The 21,559-nt window shown below is 66.3% G+C and carries 16 protein-coding genes; 8 read left to right on the top strand and 8 right to left on the bottom strand.

From position 1 onward, the window contains the following. Positions 1-21: 21 nt before the first annotated feature. The 3 genes from CHB86_RS17715 to CHB86_RS17705 are packed head-to-tail and all read right to left on the bottom strand — an operon-like array spanning position 22 to position 4,016. Positions 22-2,196, bottom strand: coding sequence for an RNA degradosome polyphosphate kinase (locus CHB86_RS17715; protein ID WP_089234417.1), 2,175 nt, complete (start codon positions 2,194-2,196; stop codon positions 22-24). A 57-nt stretch (positions 2,197-2,253) separates the two neighbouring features. Beyond that, positions 2,254-2,928 carry a P-loop NTPase family protein gene (locus CHB86_RS17710; protein WP_089234416.1) on the bottom strand — a complete coding sequence of 225 codons (675 nt, stop codon included), beginning with the start codon at positions 2,926-2,928 and terminating at the stop codon, positions 2,254-2,256. Then, positions 2,928-4,016, bottom strand: a complete 1,089-nt coding sequence (locus tag CHB86_RS17705; protein ID WP_089234415.1) for an AI-2E family transporter — start codon at positions 4,014-4,016, stop codon at positions 2,928-2,930. The genes CHB86_RS17710 and CHB86_RS17705 overlap by 1 nt, the downstream gene beginning before the upstream one ends. Before the next feature lie 181 nt (positions 4,017-4,197). Here CHB86_RS17705 and proS point away from each other — a divergent pair, with 181 nt between their 5' ends. After that, positions 4,198-5,535: a proline--tRNA ligase gene (gene proS / locus CHB86_RS17700; RefSeq protein ID WP_089234414.1), complete on the top strand. Its 1,338-nt coding sequence runs from the start codon at positions 4,198-4,200 to the stop codon at positions 5,533-5,535. Between the two features lie 80 nt (positions 5,536-5,615). On the opposite strand, the gene CHB86_RS17695 is transcribed toward proS, so the two are convergent. Next, positions 5,616-6,929, bottom strand: coding sequence for an NAD(P)/FAD-dependent oxidoreductase (locus CHB86_RS17695; protein ID WP_089234413.1), 1,314 nt, complete (start codon positions 6,927-6,929; stop codon positions 5,616-5,618). Positions 6,930-7,035: 106 nt separating this feature from the next. On the opposite strand from CHB86_RS17695, the gene CHB86_RS17690 reads away from it, so the two are divergent. Further along, complete coding sequence (locus tag CHB86_RS17690) at positions 7,036-8,208, top strand: WD40/YVTN/BNR-like repeat-containing protein (RefSeq protein ID WP_089234412.1); 1,173 nt, start codon at positions 7,036-7,038, stop codon at positions 8,206-8,208. A gap of 114 nt (positions 8,209-8,322) precedes the next feature. Here the strand turns inward: CHB86_RS17690 and CHB86_RS17685 are convergent, their stop codons facing one another. From CHB86_RS17685 to CHB86_RS17675, 3 genes are all read right to left on the bottom strand, one after another. Continuing rightward, positions 8,323-9,714 (bottom strand): aspartate aminotransferase family protein, encoded by a 1,392-nt coding sequence (locus CHB86_RS17685; protein WP_089234411.1) that lies wholly within the window; start codon positions 9,712-9,714, stop codon positions 8,323-8,325. A gap of 15 nt (positions 9,715-9,729) precedes the next feature. Continuing rightward, on the bottom strand, positions 9,730-11,103 hold the full coding sequence (locus CHB86_RS17680) for a glutamine synthetase family protein (protein WP_089234410.1): 1,374 nt from the start codon (positions 11,101-11,103) through the stop codon (positions 9,730-9,732). Positions 11,104-11,232: 129 nt separating this feature from the next. Continuing rightward, the gene (locus CHB86_RS17675) at positions 11,233-11,901 is read right to left on the bottom strand and encodes a GntR family transcriptional regulator (protein WP_089234409.1); all 669 of its coding nucleotides are present in this window, start codon (positions 11,899-11,901) and stop codon (positions 11,233-11,235) included. Positions 11,902-12,061: 160 nt separating this feature from the next. Between CHB86_RS17675 and CHB86_RS17670 the strand changes: the two genes are divergently transcribed. The 6 genes from CHB86_RS17670 to CHB86_RS17645 all read left to right on the top strand — a co-directional run bounded on the left by CHB86_RS17670 (position 12,062) and on the right by CHB86_RS17645 (position 18,426). Further along, positions 12,062-13,147 carry a polyamine ABC transporter substrate-binding protein gene (locus CHB86_RS17670; protein WP_089234408.1) on the top strand — a complete coding sequence of 362 codons (1,086 nt, stop codon included), beginning with the start codon at positions 12,062-12,064 and terminating at the stop codon, positions 13,145-13,147. Positions 13,148-13,216: 69 nt separating this feature from the next. After that, positions 13,217-14,368: an ABC transporter ATP-binding protein gene (locus CHB86_RS17665; protein ID WP_089234407.1), complete on the top strand. Its 1,152-nt coding sequence runs from the start codon at positions 13,217-13,219 to the stop codon at positions 14,366-14,368. Positions 14,369-14,372: 4 nt separating this feature from the next. Then, complete coding sequence (locus CHB86_RS17660) at positions 14,373-15,269, top strand: ABC transporter permease subunit (RefSeq protein WP_089234406.1); 897 nt, start codon at positions 14,373-14,375, stop codon at positions 15,267-15,269. Next, a complete protein-coding gene (locus CHB86_RS17655; RefSeq protein WP_089234405.1) occupies positions 15,266-16,081 on the top strand; it encodes an ABC transporter permease in 816 nt (271 codons plus the stop codon). Before CHB86_RS17660 ends, CHB86_RS17655 begins: the two co-directional genes overlap by 4 nt. A 16-nt stretch (positions 16,082-16,097) precedes the next feature. Further along, positions 16,098-17,441, top strand: a complete 1,344-nt coding sequence (locus CHB86_RS17650; protein WP_089234404.1) for an NAD(P)/FAD-dependent oxidoreductase — start codon at positions 16,098-16,100, stop codon at positions 17,439-17,441. Positions 17,442-17,574: 133 nt separating this feature from the next. After that, positions 17,575-18,426, top strand: a complete 852-nt coding sequence (locus CHB86_RS17645) for an inositol monophosphatase family protein (protein WP_089234403.1) — start codon at positions 17,575-17,577, stop codon at positions 18,424-18,426. A 61-nt stretch (positions 18,427-18,487) separates the two neighbouring features. Here the strand turns inward: CHB86_RS17645 and CHB86_RS17640 are convergent, their stop codons facing one another. Further along, positions 18,488-21,556, bottom strand: a complete 3,069-nt coding sequence (locus CHB86_RS17640) for an efflux RND transporter permease subunit (protein WP_089234402.1) — start codon at positions 21,554-21,556, stop codon at positions 18,488-18,490. Between the last annotated feature and the right edge of the window lie 3 nt (positions 21,557-21,559).

Raw genomic sequence — 21,559 nt, 5'->3', positions numbered from 1 at the left:
GCGCAGGGCGTGACGTCGAGGTCAATCCTTGCTGTGCGTAAGTTCCGGCACGTCCGCTGCCCCCGCCGAACCCCGGCCGGAGAGCGACGGATTCTCGAGGAAGAACTTGTGACAGCTGAAGCCGGTGTCGCCCTCGCCGATCGGGTGGCGGGTGAAGGTGCCATCGGGGTTCAGCACCCAGCTCTGCGCTTCATCGGCCATGTTTGCGGCCATGATCTGGCTCACGATCTGTGCCTTGACGGTGACATTGGTGGTCTCGACCAGCGTCTCAACCCGGCGGTTGAGATTCCGTCCCATCCAGTCGGCGGAGGAGATGAAGACCCGCGCGCGCTTGTTCGGAAGCCCCGCGCCGTTGCCGAAGCAGACGATCCGCGAGTGCTCCAGGAACCGGCCGACGATCGACTTGACGCGAATGTTCTCGCTGAGCCCCTTGATGCCGGGACGCAGGCCGCAGATCCCGCGGATCACGAGGTTGATCTTCACCCCGGCCTGGCTGGCGGCATAGAGCGCGTCGATCACCTCGGGCTCGATCAGGGAGTTCATCTTGGCCCAGATCTCGGCGGGCTTGCCGGCGCGGGCGAAATCGGCCTCGCGGGAGATCATCTCGAGCAGGCGCGGCTTCAGCGAATGCGGCGAGATCGCGAGGTTCTCCAGCACTTCCGGCTGCGCGTAGCCAGAGAGGTAGTTGAAGACCTTGGTCGCGTCGCGGCCGAGCGCGTCGTCGCAGGTGAAGAAGCTGAGGTCGGTGTAGATCTTGGCGGTGATCGGGTGGTAGTTGCCGGTGCCGTAATGGGTGTAGGTCACCAACCGGTCGCCCTCGCGGCGGACCACGGTGCTGATCTTGGCGTGGGTCTTGTAGTTGGTGAACCCGTAGACGACATGCGCCCCGGACCGCTCCAGCTTGCGCGACTGGCGGATGTTGGCCGCCTCGTCGAACCGCGCCTTGAGCTCCACCAGCGCCGTCACCGACTTGCCGTCCTCGGCCGCCTCGCAGAGCGCGGCGACGATGGGGGAATCCTTCGACGTGCGATAGAGCGTCTGCTTGATCGCGAGCACGTTGGGATCGTTCGCCGCCTGGGCCAGGAAGCGCACCACCATGTCGAAGGTCTCGTAAGGGTGATGCAGCAGCATGTCCTTCTGCTTGATCGCCGCGAACATGTCGCCTTCGTGGTCCTGAACCCTCTCCGGGACGCGCGGCGTGTAGCTCGGCCAGAGAAGATCGGGGCGGCTGTCGATCACCAGTTCCTTGAGGTCGGCGAGGCCGAGCAGGCCCTTGACCTCGACGACCTCTTCCTCGCCGATGGCCAGCTCTTCCATGATCGTCGCCCGCAGCCGTTCCGGAGCGCCGGCGGTCAGCTTCATGCGGATCACCTCGCCGCGCCGGCGGCGCTTCAGGGCCACCTCGAATTCGCGCACGAGATCCTCGGCCTCTTCCTCGACCTCGAGGTCGCTGTCGCGCAGCACCCGGAAGGCGCAATGCCCCTCCAGCCGATAGCCGGGAAAGAGCGAGCCGAGATGCAGAATCAGCAGGTCCTCCAGCGGCAGCACGCGATGCTCCGACGGGTCGCTCGACAGGCGCACGAAACGGTCGATCTGCGCCGGGATCGGCAGCAGCGCCTGGCGGGACACGCCGTCGGATTCGCGGATCAGTTGCAGCGCGAGGCAGAAGCCGGTGTTGGGGATGAAGGGGAACGGGTGCGCCGGGTCGATCGCCAGCGGCGACAGCACCGGGAACACCTGAGACAGGAAGTAATCCTGCAAGAAGGCCTTGTCGTCGCGTGTCAGCTTGGACAGCGTCAGGATCCGGATGCCTTCGGCTTCCAGCTCCCGCTTGAGCTTGTTCCAGGTCGCCTGCTGCTCCTGCAGCAGCTTCCGGGCCGTCTCGTTGATCTCGCTCAACTGCTCCGCCGGGGTCAGCCCGTCGGCGGCGGGAATGGTGTGCCCCTCGCGCGCAAGCTCGCGAAGGCCGGCGACGCGGACGGTGTAGAACTCGTCCAGGTTGGTGGCAGAGATCGAGACGAAGCGCACGCGTTCGAGCAGCGGCACCTTCGGATTGGTCGCCTCCTCGAGCACCCGCCAGTTGAACGCGACCCAGGAGAGCTCGCGGTTGAAGAAACGTTTGGGCCCAGTGACATGGGCGGCGGGAATCTCGACGGGTTCGGGAAAGGGAGCGTTCAGAAAATCGGCCTGGGTCATGGGGTCCTGCTGGGTATCCGCGTGAACGGTCACCTCGCAATCGGTGCCGTGTCGACCCTATGTAGCCGGATCGTCAAACCGCTCCAAGACATCTGCCGCCAGTTTCGGCCCGACCGCCCGCCCGGTCCGCAGCGCCTCGGCGTCCAGCGCCGCCACCACGCGCCCGACCGCGGCGAATGAGCGGTCCATCCGGCGCAGGAGCCAGGGCAGCAGGCTCGGCTGCGGCGTGATCTGCCGGTCGGCAAAAAGCTTCAGCAGCACCGCCTGAAGCAGCATGTCGTCGGGCTCCTCGAGCCGCACGCTCGGCGTGCCCCGCATCCGGCTGGCGAGGTCGGGCAGCGCGATCTGCCACAGCGCTGGGGGTGTCGTGCCGGTCAGCAGCAAGCGCCCGCCCTCGGCCAGCACGAGGTTGTGCCAGTGAAACAGCGCGGTCTCGGCGTCCCTGTCGCCGGCGATGGCGGGCACGTCCTCGATGGCGAGATGCCCGGGCGCGGGATCACGCTGCAGCAGGTCCTGTGCCGAGAGGATCCGTGCGCCGCTCGCCTCGGCCCAGACATGCACGAGGTGGGTCTTTCCGGCGCCCTCGTCGCCGATCAGCGCGAGCTTGCCGGCGGGCCAGTGCTGCCAGCGGTCGATCTCGGCCACGGCCATGGCATTCGCTTCGGTCACGAAGAAGTCCTCGCGCCCGCTCGCCATCCGAACCGGCAGATCGAAGGTCAGCTGTCGGCTCATCACTGGTCTTCTGGATCGACGGTGTCGGGCTGGCGGCCGGCCACGCCCTGGTAGAGCCGGCCATGCTTGTACTGCTCGATGGCGAAGCGCACGATCACGCCGATGGCTGCGGCCACGGGCACGGCGACCAGCATCCCCACGAAGCCGAAGAGCGAACCGAAGACCGACAGCGCAAGCAGCAGCCAGACCGGGTGCAGACCGACCGAGCTACCCACCAGCTTGGGGGTCAGCACGTTGCCCTCCAGGAACTGGCCGGAAAAGAAGATCGCCGCGACGATGGCGATCATCGTCCACTCCCCCCAGAACTGGAACAGCGCCAGCCCGATGGCCAGCGCCCCGCCGACCAGCGCCCCGATATAGGGAATGAAGGTCAGGAGCCCGGCGAGCGCTCCGACGACGATCCCGAAATCCAGCCCCACCAGCACCAGCCCGATGCAATAGTAGATCCCGAGCAGCAGGCAGACGGTGCCCTGCCCGCGGATGAACCCGGCCAGGGTGCGGTCGATCTCGCCGGCGAGCCTGCGAATGACCGGCGCGTGGTCGCGCGGCAGAAGCTCGTCCACACGGGCCACCATATTGTCCCAGTCGAGCAGCAGGTAGAAGGCAACGACCGGCACCACGACCAGCAGCATCACGACGCTGAAAAGGCTGCTTACCGAGCCCATGACCCCTTCGAGAAAGGCCGCCCCCTTGGAGGAGATCACGTTCCCGAGCGAGGAGAGCGATTGCCGGATCGTGGAATCGGATTCCGCGAGCGTCGGGAACCGCTCGGTCAGGAAGCTCTGCAGGTCCTGGAACAGCGTTGGCACCGTGGCGAACAGGCGCGTCGTCTGCTGTGCCAGCGTCGGGATCACGAGCAGGATCGACAGGACGAAGATCATCACCGAAACGAGCGTGATGATCGACACCGAGGTGGCCCGCGACAGGCCGCGCGCCTCCAGCCAGTCGGCCAGCGGGTCGAGCAGATAGGCGATCGCCGCGCCCAGAACGAAGGGCAGGATCACGTCGCCAAGCAGCCACATCAGCGCGAGGAACACCACCGCGACAATGCTCCAGATCTTGACCTGAGATCGTTGGGTCAGGGCCATGGTTGCTCCTTTCGTTCGCGGGTTTCGCGCAAGACACGGGATTCTGCAAGCGGACCGCATGTGAGGTGGGGGTGCGTGCCCTCATCTCCTGCCGGAAAATACCCTCCGGGGGGTGCGGGGGGTGGAAAACCCCCCGCCCTTTGCGTAACGGAGAGCGGAACGTGAATTTGGGAATCGACCAATGCGCCTGAGCCGTTACTTCCTTCCCGTCCTCAAGGAGACCCCCGCGGACGCCCAGATCGCCAGCCACCGGCTGATGCTGCGGGCCGGGATGATCCGCCAGCAATCCGCCGGCATCTATTCGTGGCTGCCGCTCGGCTACCGCGTGCTGCGCCGGATCGAGCAGATCGTGCACGAGGAGCAGCAGCGCGCGGGCCATATTCCGCTGCTGATGCCGACGCTGCAATCGGCGGACCTGTGGCGCGAATCCGGGCGCTACGACGATTACGGCGAGGAGATGCTGCGCATCACCGACCGTCATGGCCGGGACATGCTCTATGGGCCGACCAACGAGGAGATGATCACCGACATCTTCCGCGCCCATGTGACGAGCTACAAGGACTTGCCGCTGACGCTCTACCACATCCAGTGGAAATTCCGCGACGAGATCCGCCCGCGCTTCGGCGTGATGCGCGGCCGCGAGTTCCTGATGAAGGACGGCTACAACTTCGACCTGACCAAGGAAGACGCGCTGCACGCCTACAACCGGCATCTCGTGAGCTACCTGCGCACCTACGAACGGATGGGCCTGCAGGCGATCCCGATGCGGGCCGACAGCGGCCCGATCGGCGGCGACGACACCCATGAATTCCTCGTGCTTGCCGAAACCGGGGAGTCCGAGGTGTTCTACGACAGCAAGGTGACCGACATCCGGCTCGGCGAGCGCGAGATCGACTACGACAGCCACGCGGAATGCCGCGCGGTGATGGAGGAGTTCACCTCGCTCTACGCCCGCACCGACGAGACCCACGACGAGGCGGTCTTCAACGAGATCCCCGAGGAGCGCCGCCGCTCCGCGCGCGGCATCGAGGTCGGCCAGATCTTCTATTTCGGCACCAAGTATTCCGAGCCGATGGGCGCGACGGTCGTGACGCAGAGCGGCGAGCGGGTGCCCGTGCACATGGGCAGCCACGGCATCGGCGTGAGCCGCCTGCTGGGCGCGCTGATCGAGGCCAACCACGACGAGAACGGCATCATCTGGCCCGAGGGCGTGACGCCGTTCCACTGCGGCATCGTCAACCTGAAGCAGGGGGACGCGGAGGCCGACGCGGCCTGCGAGGACCTGTACAAGGCGCTGAAGGCCAGGGGGCTGGAGCCGCTCTACGACGACCGCGAGGAACGCGCCGGCGCCAAGTTCGCGACCATGGACCTGATTGGCCTGCCCTGGCGGATCACCGTCGGGCCGCGCGGCCTGAAGAACGGCGTGGTGGAGCTCACCAGCCGCCGCACCGGCGAGAGCGAGGAACTCGCGCCCGAGACCGCGGTGGCGCGCGTCGCGGAGATCTACGCCGGTCTCTGACCAAGGCCCCGCCGGGGGCGCCGCTTCGCGGCGTGCCACCGGCGGGGACAATTGTGGACAGAAGAAGCTGGCGGTTGCGCTCAGAGCCTGTCGCGCAAAGAGAACCAGAGCATCGCGAGCACCAGCAACGGGGAGCGCAGGGCGCTGCCGCCGGGGAAGCGCGGGCTCGGCACGCGGGCCATCACGTCGAAGCGCTCGGCCTGGCCGGCGATGGTCTCGGCGGCGATCTGTCCGGCGAGCGTCGCCATCGCCAACCCGTGGCCGGAATAGCCAGACAGGCTCAGCCCGTTGTCCCCGAGCCGCGCGAAATGCGGCATCCGGTTCATGGTGATTGCCAGGGTGCCGCCCCAGGCGTGGTCGAGCCGCACATCCTTCAGTTGCGGATAGATCTCCAACATCGGCTTGCGGACCAGCGCGCGGATGTCGGAGGGGAAGCGGTAGCCATAGGTCTCGCCGCCGCCGAACAGCAGGCGGTTGTCGTCCGAGAAGCGGTAGTAGTTGACCACGAACTTGCTGTCGGCGACCGCGTAGTTCTCGCGGATCAGCGCTTCGCGGGCCGCGTCGTCCATCGGTTCGGTCGCCACGATGAAGTTGTTGATCGGCATGACGCGGGTCGCGACCCGCTTGTCGAGCTTGCCCAGGTAGCCGTTGCAGGCCAGCACGACATGCTCGGCGGTGACCTGCGCGGTCTCGGTCTCGATGGTGGCCGGGCCGTCCTCGGCGAGGCCGGTGACGCGGCTGCGCTCGAAGATGCGGGCGCCGGCGTCTCGGGCCATACGAGCGAGGCCGAGCGCCAGTTGAAGCGGATCGATATGGCCCGAGCCCATGTCGAGCGTGCCGCCGGAATAGGCCGTCGAGCCGATCAGGTGGCGCATTTCCTCAGGCGGCACAAAGCGGATCTGGTCGTAGCCGTATTCGTTGTTGAGTTTCTCGGCATAGGCGCGGCTGTGGCTGTCGTAGCGGGGGCGATGGTTCGGGTGCAGCACGCCGGGATGGAACGTGGCTTCGACAGCCGGATTGCTGGCGAGATCGCGGACCAGATCCACCGATTGCGCGGCGATGTCCCAAAGCTTCCTCGCATCGTCCTTTCCGACCAGCGTCTCCAGATCGTCCTGATCCAGCCGTTGCCCCATGCCCACCTGTCCGCCGTTGCGACCGGAGGCGCCGAAGCCGACCCTTTGGGCCTCGAGCACGATCACGTCGTAGCCGCGACGGGCGAGGTGGAGGGCAGCGGAGAGGCCGGTGAAGCCCGCGCCGATGACACAGACATCGCAGCGCAGCGCCCCTTTCGCGGCCGGGAAGGGCGGCAGCGGGGTCGTGGCCTGAGCGTAGTAGGAGCCGGGGTATTCGCCGGGTTTGTCGTTGGCGGTCAGGAGGTCGAGGGAATGTGCCATGGCGGTGGACTCGGAGGCTGGAGGAAGGGCCGGCGGGGTGGTGTCGGCGCTAGGGAGAGGGGTGAGGCTGTGCTACCTTGGGCGGGCGTGAACAGGAGGCTGCGCGATGCCGGTGACGTTGCTTGTGGGGACCACCAAGGGGGTCTTTCTCATTGAAGGAAACGAGGGCCGGACCGCATGGTCCGTCCGGGGCCCGCTGTGCGATGGCTGGCCCGTCAACCACATGATCGGCGACCCCGCGAGCGGTACGATCTGGGCGGCCGGGGGCGGCGAATGGGAGGGCGCGGGCGTCTGGCGGTCGGCCGACCATGGCGAGACCTGGGAGTTGAGCCTCCTCGCCAACGGACAGCGCAACGCCTTCATCGACGAGAATCCCGAGGAGGCGAAGCTGTTCGGCATGGAACGCGAGGCGCCTGCCCCGTTCAGCGGGGCGGTGGAAAAGCTCTGGTCGCTCGGGGTTTCGAACGGCAGGGTCTATGCCGGTGCGAAGCCTGCCTCGCTCTATGCCAGCGGCGACGGCGGGGTGACCTGGGAGCCGGTGCCCGCGCTGACGGAGCATCCGTCCCGTGACAGCTGGATGCCCGGCGGGGCGGGGCTGGTGCTGCACACCATCGTGCCGGACCCGGACCGGCCGGAGAAGCTCTGGGTCGGGATCTCGGCGGCCGGCATCTTTGCCACCGAGGACGGCGGCAAGAGCTGGGAGCGGCGCAACCGGCTGTCCAATGCCGAGGCCGCGGAGGCCCACGAGGCGCATCCCGGCCATTCCCACGATCCGCTGGCGGAGGCGGGAAGCATCGGCTTCTGCGTGCACAACATGGTGCGGGCGCGCGGCGCGGGCGACCTGATGTACCAGCAGAACCACCACGGCGTGTTCCGCAGCACCGATGGCGGGCGCAGCTGGGACGATCGGACCGAGGGGCTGCCCTCGACCTTCGGCTTCCCGATCGCCGTGCACCCGCGCGACCCGCAGACGATCTGGGTGCTGCCGCTCAACGGTGACAGCATCGGGCGTTATCCGCCGGGCGCGTCGGCCGCGGTCTGGCGCTCGCGCGATGGCGGGGAGAGCTGGGAGCGGAAGCAGTCGGGCCTGCCGGAGAAGGACTGCTTCTTCACGGTGCTCCGGCAGGCGATGGCGACGGATGCGCAGGAACCGGCCGGGGTCTATTTCGGCACCAATAGCGGCAGCGTCTTTGCCAGCACCGACGAGGGCGAGAGCTGGGCGCCGGTGGCCCAGCACCTGCCGACGGTGCTGAGCGTGGAGGTGCTGGAGCGGGGGTGAGCCGGCCGGGGCCGACTTTCCGCAATTCGAAGTCCGGGCGAGGGCAGGGCGCGCCGGTGCGCGCATTCGGGCGTTGCTCTGGTCTTGCATCGCTGTGCCGCTCGCCCGGTCCGGTTACTTGTAGAGACCCTTGTCCTTGATCTCTGCCAGCGTCAGGTCGAGCGCCTTGACCGCGCGTTCGATCAGCAGGTCGACGTCGGATTTCTGGAAGATCAGCGGCGGGGCGATGATCATCCGGTCGCCGACGTGGCGCATCACGAGATTGCCCTGGAAGCAATGGCCGCGGCAGATCAGGCCGACCGTGCCTTCGGACGCCTCGAACTGCGCGCGGCGGGCCTTGTCGGGGGTGAGCGCCAGGGTGCCCATGAAGCCGCGGGTGTGCGCCTCGCCGACCAGCGGGTGATCGGCCAGCTGCTCCCACTTTTCCTTCAGGTAGGGGCCGGTGCCGGTGGCCACGTTCTCGATCAGCTTCTCCTCCTCGATGATACGCAGGTTCTCCAGCGCCACGGCGCAGGAAACCGGATGGCCCGAGTAGGTGTAGCCGTGGTTGAAATCGCCGGCCTTGGCGACCGTCTCGGCGACCTCGTCGCAGACGATCGAGGCGCCGATCGGCACGTAGCCGGAGGACAGGCCCTTGGCGACGGTCATGATGTCGGGGCGGATCCCGAGGGTCTGGCTGCCGAACCAGTTGCCGGTCCGGCCGAAGCCGCAGATCACCTCGTCGGCGATCAGCAGGATCTCGTGGGCGTCGCAGATGCGCTGGATCTCGGGCCAGTAGGTTTCGGGCGGAATGATCACGCCGCCCGCGCCCTGGATCGGCTCGGCGATGAAGGCGGCGACATTGTCCTCGCCCACTTCGGCGATCTTGGCTTCGAGTTCGCGGGCCCGGGCCAGGCCGAATTCCTCGGGCGACATCTCGCCGCCTTCGGCATACCAGTGCGGCTGGTTGATGTGCACGATGCCCGGGATCGGCAGGCCGCCCTGCGCATGCATCCCGCCCATGCCGCCAAGGCTCGCGCCGGCCATGGTGGAGCCGTGATAGGCGTTCGTCCGGCTGATCACGACGGTCTTGGAGGGCTTGCCCTTCGCGGCCCAGTAATGCCGGACGAGGCGCAGGTTCGTGTCGTTCGCATCCGACCCGCCGGAGGCGAAGAACACGTGGTTCAGGTCGCCCGGCGCCAGCTCGGCGATCTTCTGGGCCAGCGCGATGGCCGGCACGTGCGAGGTCTGGAAGAAGGTGTTGTAATAGGGCAGTTCGCGCATCTGGCGCGCCGCGACATCGGCCAGTTCCTCGCGCCCGTAGCCGACATTCACGCACCACAGGCCCGCCATCCCGTCGAGGATCTCCTCGCCCTCGCTGTCAGTGAGCGTCACGCCCTTGGCGCGGGTGATGATCCGCGCGCCCTTGGCCGCGAGTTCGGCGCCGTCGGTGAACGGATGCATGTGGTGGGCGGCGTCGATGGCCTGAAGCTCGGCGGTGGGCAGGTGGTTGGTGATCATGTTCATCTTGTCATTCCTTCATCAGGCGTTCAGCAGCAGGTGCTGACGTTCCCAAGGGGAGATTTCGCGTTTGTATTCATCGTGCTCGGCATGCTTGATGCCGGAATAGAGCTGGCAGAACTCGGCGCCGAGGATCTCGCGGACGTCGCGGTCCTCGTCGAAAAGCTCCAGCGCGTAGCCGAGATCCTCGGGCAGGCGGGTCTCGCTTTCATAGACTTCATGTTCCGCGATCGGGCGCGGCGCGGTGCGGTTCACCATGCCGAGATAGCCGCAGGCGAGGCTGGCAGCGATCGCGAGGTAGGGGTTGCAGTCGATCCCGATCACCCGGTTCTCCACGCGCCGAGCGTCCGGCTTGGAATTCGGGATGCGCAGGCCGGTGGTGCGGTTGTCGCTGCCCCATTCAAGGTTGGTCGGCGCGCTCATGCCCTCGGCGTTGAACCGTCGGAACGAGTTCACGTAGGGCGCGAGCAGCGGGACGACGGACATCAGGTATTTCTGGCTGCCGCCGATGAAGTTGCGGAAGGCATCGGTCTCGCTGCCATCCTCGGCGGAAAAGATGTTGCGCCCGTCCCGGTCCACCACGGATTGGTGGATGTGCATCGCCGAGCCCGGCTCGTCGCGCATCGGCTTGGCCATGAACGTGGCGAAGACGCCGTTCTTCAGCGCGGCCTCCCGGATCGTCCGCTTGAAATAGAAGACGTGGTCGGCCTGCTTGAGCGGGTCGCCGTGCAGCAGGTTGATCTCGATCTGGCCGGCGCCGCCCTCCTGGATCACGGTGTCGATCTCCAGGCCCTGCGCCTCGGCGTAATCGTAGATCGTGTCGATCACCTCGCCGTATTCATCCACCGCGACCATCGAATAGGCCTGACGGCTGGCGCCCTTGCGCCCGGTGCGGCCGAGCGGCGGCTCGATCGGCTCGTTGGGGTCGGTGTTGGGCTTGGTGAGGTAGAATTCCAGCTCCGGCGCCACCACCGGTTGCCACCCATTGGTCTCGTAGAAGCTCAGGACCCGCTTGAGCACGTTGCGCGGCGCGATGCCGAGCGGGGTGCCGTCACGGGTCTCGAGGTCGCAAATCACCTGCAGCGTGGCGTCCTCGGCCCAGGGCACCGCCGTCGCGGTGCTCATGTCCGGCCGCAGGACGATGTCCTTTTCCAGCCACTGGTCGGTGATGTCGTCCATGTCGACGTACTCGCCCGACACCGTCTGGTAGAAGAGCGAGATCGGCAGGAAGAAGGTTTCCTCCGGAGAGAACTTGTGGCTCGGCATCGCCTTGCCGCGCGACATGCCTACGAGATCGGGGATGATCGCCTCGACCTCCTCCAGCCGCCGCTCCGCGCGATGGGCGAGGAATGCCGGCGGGAGATCGTCTTCCCAGCTGTGCGAATGTCTCGACATGTCGGATGCGTCCTTCACCGATGAGGAATGCCGCGGCGGGTCGACGCCGCAGCGTCGCGACGCCGGGGCGGCAGCCCGGCGTTGCTCGGATTTATGATCAAATTTATCCGGAAGTCAACGCGAGCGCCCTCAGGCCGTGTCCGCACCGGATTCCTTGAGCGAGTTCCGAATCTGATCGAGGCCCTGAAGGATGTCCTGTTCCATCGCTGCACAAACCTTGTGCGCATCGCCTGCAACAAGGGCGTCTATCGCGGCGTCGTGTTGGTCCGGCAGATTCGAAGTGCCGTAACGTCCACAAACGATTCGGAGGGACGGACCGACCCGCATCCACAGGCCGCTGGCGAGTGTCAGCAGGACGTCCGCGTCGGCCTGTTCGTAGAGCCGGAAGTGGAACCGGTAATTCTGCTCCAGGTATCCGCGCACATCGCCGCTGCCGATTGCCTGGTCCAGCCGCCGGTCGATCTCGCGAAGCTCCTGGATCATCTCGGGATTGGCCCGCTCAGCGGCGCGCCGGGCCAGCTCCGGCTCGATGGATCTCCGGGCGAAGGCTATTTGTTCCAAGTGGTTGAGCGTCATCTCCGGGACATTTATGCGCCGGTTGCCAAGGGCTGCGAGGGCGCCCTCCGCGGTGAGCCTGCGGATCGCCTCGCGGACCGGCGTCATCCCCGCGCCAATACGCTCCCGCAGGCCCAGAATGGTCAGCGGTTCGCCCGGGGCGACTTCCCCGAACAGGATCATCTGGCGCAGGCGCATGTAGATCGCCTCGTGTTCCGGCGTCTTTGCCTCTTGCGTGGTCATCGGCGTTGCCTTTTTCTTGGTCGCGGGCGACCGACAGGGGGTGCGGAGCGCAACTGGGGGCTTGCTTTTTGGCGCGTTACCGCGAAGCTTGCGTCGAAAGGCGACGTTTGATCAAATAAAAACTCATGTCGAAGCCTGATAACCACCAAGGGAAGACACTATGAAACAGGGAATCTCGACGCTGCTGGTGACGGTCTCGCTGACCGCCACGGCCGCAATGGCCGAAGAGGTGCGCGTCTACAACTGGTCCGACTACATCGACGAGGAGCTTCTGGCGAAGTTCGAGGAAGAGACCGGTCTGGACCTCATCTACGACGTCTTCGACTCCAACGAAGTGCTTGAAACCAAGATGCTCGCCGGCGGTTCGGGGTATGACGTCGTCGTGCCCTCCGGTACCTTCCTGCAGCGCCAGATCATGGCCGGCGCGTTCCAGAAGCTCGACGCGGAAAAGCTGCCGAACCTCGAGAACATGTGGGACGTGATCGAGAAGCGCACCGCGCAGTACGACCCGGACAACGCCTATTCGATCAACTACATGTGGGGCACCACGGGCATCGGCGCCAACGTCGGCAAGGTCCAGGAAGTGCTGGGCGAGGATGCGCCGCTCGACAGCCTCGCGCTGGTGTTCGACCCGGCCAACATGGAGAAGCTCGCGGAATGCGGCGTCTACTTCCTCGACGCGCCGGCAGAGATGATCCCGGCCGCGCTGAAGTACATCGGTGAGGACCCCGACAGCCACGATCCGGACGTGATCGCCAAGACCGAAGAGGTCTTCATGGCAATCCGTCCCTACATCTCCAAGTTCAACTCTTCCGAATACATCAACGCGCTGGCCAACGGCGACATCTGCGTTGCGGTCGGCTGGTCCGGCGACATCCTGCAGGCGCGCGACCGGGCGGTCGAGGCCGACAACGGCGTCGAGATCGTCTACAACGCCGCCAAGGAAGGCGCGCAGATGTGGTTCGACCAGATGGCGATCCCTGCCGATGCGCCGAACCCGGAAGGCGCCCATGTCTTCCTGAACTTCATCATGGATGCCCAGAACATGGCCGCGGCGTCGAACTACGTCTACTACGCCAACGGCAACAAGGCCTCGCAGGAGTTCCTGGTGGAAGACGTGATCGGCGACACCGCGATCTACCCGGACGAGGCGACGCTGGACAACCTGTTCACCACCACGCCCTACGACGCGAAGGTGCAGCGGGTCGTCACCCGGCTCTGGACCAAGATCAAGTCCGGCACCTGATCTTACACGCTGAGACCGGCCCCGCGCGCAAGTTGCGCGGGGCCCCTGACTGCATTCCGAAGGCCTGCAATGTCTGATCCCGCACCCACATCCCGTCCGGACGTTTTCGCGCCCTGGAATGACCCCAACCAACGCCCGCTGATCCAGTTCCAGAACGTGACCAAGCGGTTCGGCGACTTCACCGCGATCGACGATCTGACGGTGGATATCTACGCCCGCGAGTTCTTTGCCCTGCTCGGGCCGTCGGGATGCGGCAAGACCACGCTGATGCGGATGCTCGCCGGTTTCGAGACGCCGACCGAGGGGTATATCCTGCTCGACGGCCAGGACATCGGCCCGGTGCCGCCCAACAAGCGCGCGGTCAACATGATGTTCCAGTCCTACGCGTTGTTCCCGCACCTGACGGTGGCCGAGAACATCGCCTTCGGGCTGAAGCGGGACAACCTGCCCAAGGACCAGATCGCCGCCCGCGTCGACGAGATGCTGCGCCTGGTCCAGCTCCAGAAATTCGCGGCCCGCAAGCCGCACCAGATCTCCGGCGGCCAGCGGCAGCGGGTGGCGCTGGCGCGCAGCCTCGCCAAGGCGCCGAAGCTGCTGTTGCTCGACGAACCGCTCGGCGCGCTCGACAAGAAGCTGCGCACCGACACCCAGTTCGAACTGATGGAAATTCAGGAAAAGACCGGGACGACTTTCGTCATCGTGACCCACGACCAGGAAGAGGCGATGACCGTCGCCTCCCGCGTGGCGGTGATGGACCACGGCAAGATGATTCAGGTCGACACCCCGGACCGGATCTACGAGACGCCGAAATCGGTCTACGTGGCGGATTTCATCGGGGACGTGAACCTCGTGGAGGGCGTGGCCACCTCGCATCAGAAGGACGGCAAGGTGCAGATCCACTGGGCGGAGGGCAAGGAGCCGATCATCGGCACGCCGATGCAGCCGATCGCGGACGGCACGCGCTGCACCTTCGCGATCCGGCCCGAGAAAGTGCACATCTCCAAGGAGCACCCCGAGGGCAAGACCAACATCATGCAGGGGAAGATCATCGACATCGCCTATCTGGGCAATCTCTCCACCTATCACGTGCAGATCCCGACCGGCGAGATCTTCAAGGCGCAGTCCGCCAACACGCGCCGGATCGAACGCCGCAAGTTCACCTGGGAGGACAATGTCTGGCTCTGGTGGAGCGAGACTGCCGGCGTCGTGCTGACGGAGTGATGCGATGAACCCGCGCAAGGCCCTGCTGATCCTCGTCCCCTACCTGTGGTTGCTGGCGCTGTTCCTGGTGCCCTTCCTCATCGTCCTGAAGATCTCGCTGTCGGACGTGGCGCTGTCGATCCCGCCCTATACGCCGACGCTGGATCTCTCGGCGGGCTGGGCGGGGTTCCGGGATTTCCTGTCCGAGCTCGATTTCGAGAACTACGTCTTCCTGTCGGAGGACTCGCTCTACTGGAAGTCCTACCTCTCCAGTCTCAAGATCGCGCTGATCTCCACCTTCCTGACGCTGCTGGTCGGCTATCCGGTGGCCTATGGCATGGCCAACGCGCCGGACGAATGGCGCCCGACGCTGATGATGCTGGTGATCCTGCCATTCTGGACCAGCTTCCTGATCCGCGTCTACGCCTGGATGGGCATCCTGTCGAACGAGGGTTTCCTGAACCAGTTCCTGCTCTGGACCGGCCTGATCTCGGAGCCGCTGACGATCCTGAACACCAACACGGCCGTCTACATCGGCATCGTCTACACCTACCTGCCGTTCATGATCCTGCCGATCTACGCGACGCTGGAAAAGCTCGACGCCTCGCTGCTGGAAGCGGCCGAGGATCTGGGCTGCACCCGCGCGGGCGCGTTCTGGCTGGTCACCCTGCCGCTCTCGCGGCCGGGCATGATCGCCGGCTGCTTCCTGGTCTTCATCCCGGCGCTTGGTGAGTTCGTCATTCCGTCGTTGCTGGGCGGGTCCGACACGCTGATGATCGGCAAGGTGCTGTGGGAGGAGTTCTTCTCCAACCGCGACTGGCCGGTGGCGTCCGCGGTGGCCGTGGTGCTGCTGGCGATCCTGATCGTCCCGATCATCCTGTTCCAGCGGCAGCAGCAACGCCAGCAGGAGGCAGAGCAATGAGACGCCTCACCTGGTTCAACACCGTCTCGCTGACGATCGGGTTCGCCTTTCTCTACATCCCGATGCTGATCCTCATCATCTTCTCCTTCAACGAGAGCAAGCTGGTGACGGTCTGGGCCGGGTTCTCGACCAAGTGGTACGGCGAGCTGATCCGCAACGAGGCCTTCCTTGACGCAGCCTGGGTGACGCTGCGGGTGGCGGTGCTGTCCTCCACCGTGGCGACGGTGCTGGGGACGATGGCGGCCTATGTCATGGTCCGCGGCGGAAGGTTCTTCGGCCGCACGCTGTTCTCCGGCATGATCTACGCTCCGCTGGTCATGCCCGAGGTGATCACCGGCCTGTCGCTGCTGCTGCTCTTCATCGCGATCGGGCTGGATCGCGGGATCATCACCATCGTCCTAGCCCATACGACCTTTTCCATGTGCTACGTCTCCGTCGTGGTGTCGTCGCGGCTGGTCAGCTTCGACCGCTCGGTCGAGGAAGCGGCGCTCGACCTCGGCTGCACGCCGTTCCAGGCATTTCGGCTGGTGACCCTGCCGATCATCCTGCCAGCGGTGGCGTCGGGCTGGCTTCTGGCCTTCACGCTGTCGCTCGACGACCTCGTGATCGCCTCCTTCACCGCCGGTCCGAGCGCGACGACGCTGCCGATCAAGATCTTCTCTTCGGTGCGACTGGGCGTCAGCCCGGAGATCAACGCGCTGTCGACGATCATGATCGCGATCGTGGCGGTGGGCGTGATCGTCGCTTCGTTGATGTCGAAGAACGCCATTGCCCGGCAGGCGCGCGAAGAGAAAGCCGCCGCCCAGACCTGACGGCCGGAAAGGCGCGATGCTGAGACCCTACGAAGAGATGGCCTACGGGCCGCGCCCGATCGAGGCGAGCTACTGGCGCGAGACGGTGCCTGTGGCCGAGAGGCCCCGCTGGCCGGAATGCGAAGGCGAGATCCGTTGCGATTTTGCCGTGGTGGGCGGTGGCTACACCGGGCTCTCCGCGGCGCTCGACCTGGCAGATGCCGGCGCGGACGTCGTGGTGCTCGAGGCCGAAACCCCGGGCTGGGGGGCGTCCGGCCGCAACGGAGGCTTCTGCTGCATCGGAGGCGCCAAGCTTTCGCCGGCCGCGCTGGAGCGCCGCTACGGGGCGGAAGACGCCGCCCGGTTCTTCACGGCCGAGAAGCTCGCGGTGGAGCTGGTGGCCGAGCGGCTGGAGCGTCACGGTATTGCCGCCGATGTGCATTCCAAGGGCGAGACGCTGCTGGCGCACCGCGCGTCGGATGTGCGCGGGCTGGAGGCCGAGGCTCGGGAAGCCAGCGCCCGTTTCGGCGTGCGCTGCGAGGTTCTGGGTCGTGGGGACCTGGCGGCCCACGGCATGGCGAGCGAGGAATTCCACGGCGCGGTGACGACCCCGATCGGCTTCGCGCTCAATCCTCTGAAATACGCGCTCGGCCTTGCCCGCGCGGCCGGAGAGGCGGGGGCGCGGATCTTCGCCGCCTCGCCTGCACAGGCAATCGCCGAGGAGTCCGGCGGCTGGCGGATCAAGACGCCGCGCGGTGTCGTGCGAGCAGCGAAACTGCTGATGGCCACCAATGGCTACGGCTCGGATGATATTCCGAACTGGATGGCCGGGCGGTTCCTGCCAGTGCAGACCAACATCCTCGTGACGCGCGAGATGACCGAAGCCGAACTGGCCGAGCAGGGCTGGACTTCCAACCAGATGTGCTACGACACGCGCCACCTGCTGCACTATTTCCGTCTGATGCCGAACCGGCGCATGCTGTTCGGGTTGCGCGGGGCGATGCGGGCGACGGAGGCCGCCCATGCCGAGGTCCGCGCCATGGCGCGGGCCGATTTCGAGCGGATATTCCCTGCCTGGCGCAAGGTGGAAACGCCCTATTTCTGGTCGGGCTTGGTCGCCCTGTCGCGGGATCTGACGCCTTTTGCCGGGCCGCTGGAAGGCCTCGGGAATGCCTTCGGCGCCATGTGCTATCACGGCAATGGCGTTGCCATGGGCAGCTATGCCGGCGCACGGCTGGCCGACCTGGCGCTTGGCCGCCCGCAACGGCAACCGCTGCCGGACCTGATGCGCCGCCCGCCGCCGCGCTTTCCTTTCGGTCGCCACCGGCGTGCCATCCTGCCGTTGACCTACCGCTGGTATCGTCTGCTGGACAGGATCTGAGGGCAGCCGGGCGCGTCCGGGCATCGCACTTACGGCTGTCGCATGGTGCGACTATACCGCGGGCAGGAAGCCGCCCGGCAGGGCGGCGGGCGCGTGGGCCGAGGGCCCCGTCCGGAACTGAAAGGAAACAGGCATGATCCCCAACCAGCAACAGCAGGACGCCCTCGTCGAGGCGGTCCGGACCGCCGCGCGGGAGGAGATCCTGCCACGGTTCCGGAACCTGGAGGCCGGCTCGGTCGACGCCAAGAGCAACCCGGACGACCTCGTGACCATCGCGGACAGGCTATCCGAAGCCTCGATCTCGGCAGCGGTGGCAAAAATCCTGCCCGAGGCCGAGATTGTCGGCGAGGAAGCGGTCGCGGAAGACCCCACGCTGCTGGACCGGATCGGCATCGCGGAAACGGCCGTCATCATCGATCCGATCGACGGCACCTGGAACTTCGCCAAGGGCGTCTCCGTCTTCGGCGTTCTGCTGGCGGTGACCCATCGCGGCGAGACGGTGTTCGGGCTGCTTTACGACCCGTTGAACGACGACTGGGTCATGGCGATCCGCGGCGGCGGGACGTGGTTCTGCACCGCGGACGGGAAGCGCCGGCAGCTGCGGCTCGATGTGCCGGAAGGGCCGACCGGTTTCGCCGGCTTCGGCTCGCCCTGGCTTTTGCCGGAACACCTGCGGGAGCGCTTCGCGCTGTTCCTGCTTGGGCGGGGCCGGGTCACGGACATGCGCTGCGCCTGCCACGCCTACCGGACCTTCTGTTTCGGCAACGGGCAGTTCAGCTTCGATTTCAAGCTGATGCCCTGGGATCACGCGGCGGGTGCGCTGGCCGTCGTCGAGGCCGGTGGCGCGGTCGGCCTGCTCGACGGGCGCGACTATGCGCCAACGATCCACGAGGGGTACATGGTCTCGGCGCGCAATGCGGAGACGCTGGAGGCGCTGCGCAAGGAACTCTCGTGGATGGTCGAAGAAGGCGCGGCGGCCGGCTGATCGCCGTTCGCGCCCTTCTGGAACGACGAAGGCCGCGCGTTTTCACGCGCGGCCTTTTTTTCTATGCCGGGACGCCGGTGGCGAGATCCCTCGCATGCCGGTTGCGCTCTTCGGCCATCCCCTGCTTGCGGAAGAAGATGTAGTAGAGCACCGGCGCGGCCACGAGGGTGAGCACCGTGGCAAAGGCCAGCCCGCCCATGATGGTCACCGCCATCGAGACGAAGAAGGCATCGGTCAGCAGCGGGATCATCCCGAGGATGGTCGTCGCCGCCGCCAGCACCACCGGCCGCAGACGCGAGGTCGAGGCCCGGATGATCGCCGGTTTCAGCTCCAGCCCGTCGTGGCGCAGCAGGTCGATCTCCTCGACCAGGACGATGCCGTTCTTGATCAGCATGCCCGAGAGGCTCAGCAGGCCCAGGAGGGCGGTGAAGCTGAAGGGCAAACCGGTCATCCCGAGCCCGATCACCACGCCGTTCACCGACATCGGCACCAGCAGCCAGATGATCAGCGGCTGGCGAAGGGCGTTGAACAGCACGATCGAGATCAGCACCATGATGAGGAAGCTCATCGGGAGCTGCTTTCCGAGCGCGGCCTGCGCCTCGCCGGAGTTCTCGTGCTCGCCGCCCCAGGCCATGCTGTAGCCGATCGGCAGGTCCATCGCCTCGATGGCCGCGCTGATCTCGCTGTGAACGGTGGCGGCCGTCACGTCGTCGCGGATGTCTGCGCCGACGGTGATGGTGAACTGGCGGTCCCGCCGCTGCACCAGCGTGTCCTCGGGGATGAACTCGAAGCCGTCGATGACCTGCTCGATCGGCACAAAGGTCCCGGCCGCCGTCGAATAGACCACCTGGTCCATCAGCGTGAGGCTCGAGTCGAGCGGCTCGCGGATGATGATCGGGATCAGCCGGTCGTCTTCCCGGTAGGTGCCGCCGCGGGTGCCGTCCGTGGCGTACTGCAGGATCGAGGCGATGTCGTCGCGGGTGATGCCCGCGGTCTGCGCCCGGTCGGTCGAGTAGATCGGCCGCAGCACCAGCTCCTTCTCGCGCCAGTCGGTGTGCATCGTGGTGAGGTTGTCGCTGGCGCCCCGCATGATCCCCATCGCCTCGTCGGCGAGGGTGCGCAGGACCTCCGGGTCGTTTCCGGACAGGCGCAGCTCGATCGGGTCACCACCGCCGGGCCCGAAGACCAGCCGCTTGGTGCGGAACTCGCCCTCGGGCAGAGCCTCGGCCCCGAAGGCATCAAGATCGGCCTTGAGCGCCGGGATCTGCTCGATGGATTCGGTGCGCACGATCATGTGCCCGTAGCTGGGGTTCGCGTTTTCCGCCGAGTAGGTCAGCATGAATCGCGTCGCGCCCTGACCCACGAAGGTGGTGTAGGAAACCACGTCGTCGCGCTCGTCGAGCCAGTCCTCGACCACCGCCATCTGTTCCGACGTCGCGTTGATCGACGCGCCCTGGGGCAGCTTGTAGTGGACGAAGAACAGCGGCGTGTTGCTGTCGGGGAAGAACTGCTGGGGCAGTTTCGCGAAGGCGTTGAAGCAGACGGCCGTCAACGCGATGAGGCCGACGACGACCAGCCAGCGCAGCCGCAGCGCCAGGTTCAGCGTCCAGCCGAAGGCGCGGAAGAACGGGCCGCCATAGGCATCGTGCTCGCCCTCGTCGATCTCGCGGAACAGCAGGTTGCCGAGGTAGGGCGTCACCGTGATGGCGAGGATCCACGACAGCATCAGCGAGATGCCGATCACCGCGAAGAGCGAGAACAGGAACTCGCCGGTGGCGTCGGGGCTGGTGCCGATGCCGGCAAAGGCCATGATGCCGATCACGGTCGCGCCGAGCAGCGGAATCTGCGTCTTCTTGGTCGCTTCGTCGGCGGCCACGCGGCCGTTCTTGCCGTGGAGCATCGCAACCTGCATGCCCTCGGCGACGACGATGGCGTTGTCCACCAGCATCCCCATGGCGATGATCAGCGCCCCGAGCGAGATCCGTTCCATCTCGATGGAGAACATGTCCATGAAGAACACGGTGCCGACCACGGTCAGGAGCAGCGTCGCGCCGACGACGACCGCCGCCCGCCAGCCCATCGAGATCGCGAGCACCGCGACGACGATGGCGACGGACATCGCGAGGTTCTGCAGGAAGGCGTCGGAGGCCTCCTCGACCACGATGTGCTGCTGGTAGATCGGGCTCATCTCGACCCCGAACGGGATCTCGGCGCTCAGTTCGGCGAGGCGCTCGTCGACCCTCTTGCCGACGGTCACGATGTTCTCGGTCGAAAGTCCGGCGATGCCGAGGGTGAAGGCATCCTTGCCGTCCTGGCGGATGATCAGCGAGGGGTTCTCCTCGCGGTCGCGATAGACATTGGCGAGGTCATAGAGGTTGAGCACCTCGCCACCGACCCCGACCGTCAGCCCGGCAATCGCCGAGACGGTATCGTCACCCTGCGGGCGCTGGATGATGGTCCGGCTCGGGCCATGCTCGACCCCGCCGGCGTCGACCACCGAGTCGGCGGTGGAAAGCGCCGCGGCAAGGGCGGAAGGAGAGATGTTCTGGTTGACCGCAAGCGTCATGTCGGGTTCGACGAAGACCGCCTCCTCGGGCAGGCCGGACACCTCGATATCGGCCACGCCTTCGACGGCGAGCAGTTCGCGCCGCAGGAACGTCGCCAGCTCGTGCTTCTCGGCATCCGAGAAGCCCGGCGCGGTGATCGCGTAGAAGATGCCGAAAACGTCGCCGAAGCTGTCGTTGACATAGGGCGTCCCGGCGCCGTCGGGCAGCTGGGCATCGGCGACGCGGTTGCGCAGGTCGGTCCAGATCTTGGGCAGCTCGGTGCCGTCATAGGTCGACTTGATCTCGACCTCGATCAGCGACGAGCCCGGGCGGTTGGTCGAGGTGATGTTGTCCACCTCGCCCATTTTCTGGATCTCGGATTCGATCGGTTCGGAAACTTCCGTCGCCACCTGCTCGGCGGTGGCGCCGGGGTAGGCGGTGACGATGACCGCGTTCTTGATGGTGAAGGCCGGATCTTCCAGCCGGCCGATGGAATTGAAGCCCCAGATGCCGCCGAGAAGGCAGCCCAGGATGATCAGCCAGGTGTAGATCGGCCGCTCGATGGAGGCGCGTGCAATGGTCATGAA

The organism is Tropicimonas sediminicola (assembly GCF_900188335.1).
Taxonomy (GTDB): Bacteria; Pseudomonadota; Alphaproteobacteria; order Rhodobacterales; family Rhodobacteraceae; genus Tropicimonas; species Tropicimonas sediminicola.
Note: the sequence above shows the minus strand (reverse complement) of the source record. Positions and strands in the feature narration are given on the sequence as shown.

Excerpts from the sequence above, each read along its gene's own strand:
- CHB86_RS17670 (WP_089234408.1), top strand. The coding sequence starts at position 12,062 with ATGAAACAGGGAATCTCGACGCTGCTGGTGACGGTCTCGCTGACCGCC.
- CHB86_RS17715 (WP_089234417.1), bottom strand. The coding sequence starts at position 2,196 with ATGACCCAGGCCGATTTTCTGAACGCTCCCTTTCCCGAACCCGTCGAG.
- CHB86_RS17705 (WP_089234415.1), bottom strand. The coding sequence starts at position 4,016 with ATGGCCCTGACCCAACGATCTCAGGTCAAGATCTGGAGCATTGTCGCG.
- proS (WP_089234414.1), top strand. The coding sequence starts at position 4,198 with ATGCGCCTGAGCCGTTACTTCCTTCCCGTCCTCAAGGAGACCCCCGCG.
- CHB86_RS17650 (WP_089234404.1), top strand. The coding sequence starts at position 16,098 with ATGCTGAGACCCTACGAAGAGATGGCCTACGGGCCGCGCCCGATCGAG.
- CHB86_RS17680 (WP_089234410.1), bottom strand. The coding sequence starts at position 11,103 with ATGTCGAGACATTCGCACAGCTGGGAAGACGATCTCCCGCCGGCATTC.
- CHB86_RS17640 (WP_089234402.1), bottom strand. The coding sequence starts at position 21,556 with ATGACCATTGCACGCGCCTCCATCGAGCGGCCGATCTACACCTGGCTG.
- CHB86_RS17695 (WP_089234413.1), bottom strand. The coding sequence starts at position 6,929 with ATGGCACATTCCCTCGACCTCCTGACCGCCAACGACAAACCCGGCGAA.
- CHB86_RS17685 (WP_089234411.1), bottom strand. The coding sequence starts at position 9,714 with ATGAACATGATCACCAACCACCTGCCCACCGCCGAGCTTCAGGCCATC.
- CHB86_RS17655 (WP_089234405.1), top strand. The coding sequence starts at position 15,266 with ATGAGACGCCTCACCTGGTTCAACACCGTCTCGCTGACGATCGGGTTC.
- CHB86_RS17665 (WP_089234407.1), top strand. The coding sequence starts at position 13,217 with ATGTCTGATCCCGCACCCACATCCCGTCCGGACGTTTTCGCGCCCTGG.
- CHB86_RS17645 (WP_089234403.1), top strand. The coding sequence starts at position 17,575 with ATGATCCCCAACCAGCAACAGCAGGACGCCCTCGTCGAGGCGGTCCGG.
- CHB86_RS17660 (WP_089234406.1), top strand. The coding sequence starts at position 14,373 with ATGAACCCGCGCAAGGCCCTGCTGATCCTCGTCCCCTACCTGTGGTTG.
- CHB86_RS17710 (WP_089234416.1), bottom strand. The coding sequence starts at position 2,928 with ATGAGCCGACAGCTGACCTTCGATCTGCCGGTTCGGATGGCGAGCGGG.
- CHB86_RS17675 (WP_089234409.1), bottom strand. The coding sequence starts at position 11,901 with ATGACCACGCAAGAGGCAAAGACGCCGGAACACGAGGCGATCTACATG.
- CHB86_RS17690 (WP_089234412.1), top strand. The coding sequence starts at position 7,036 with ATGCCGGTGACGTTGCTTGTGGGGACCACCAAGGGGGTCTTTCTCATT.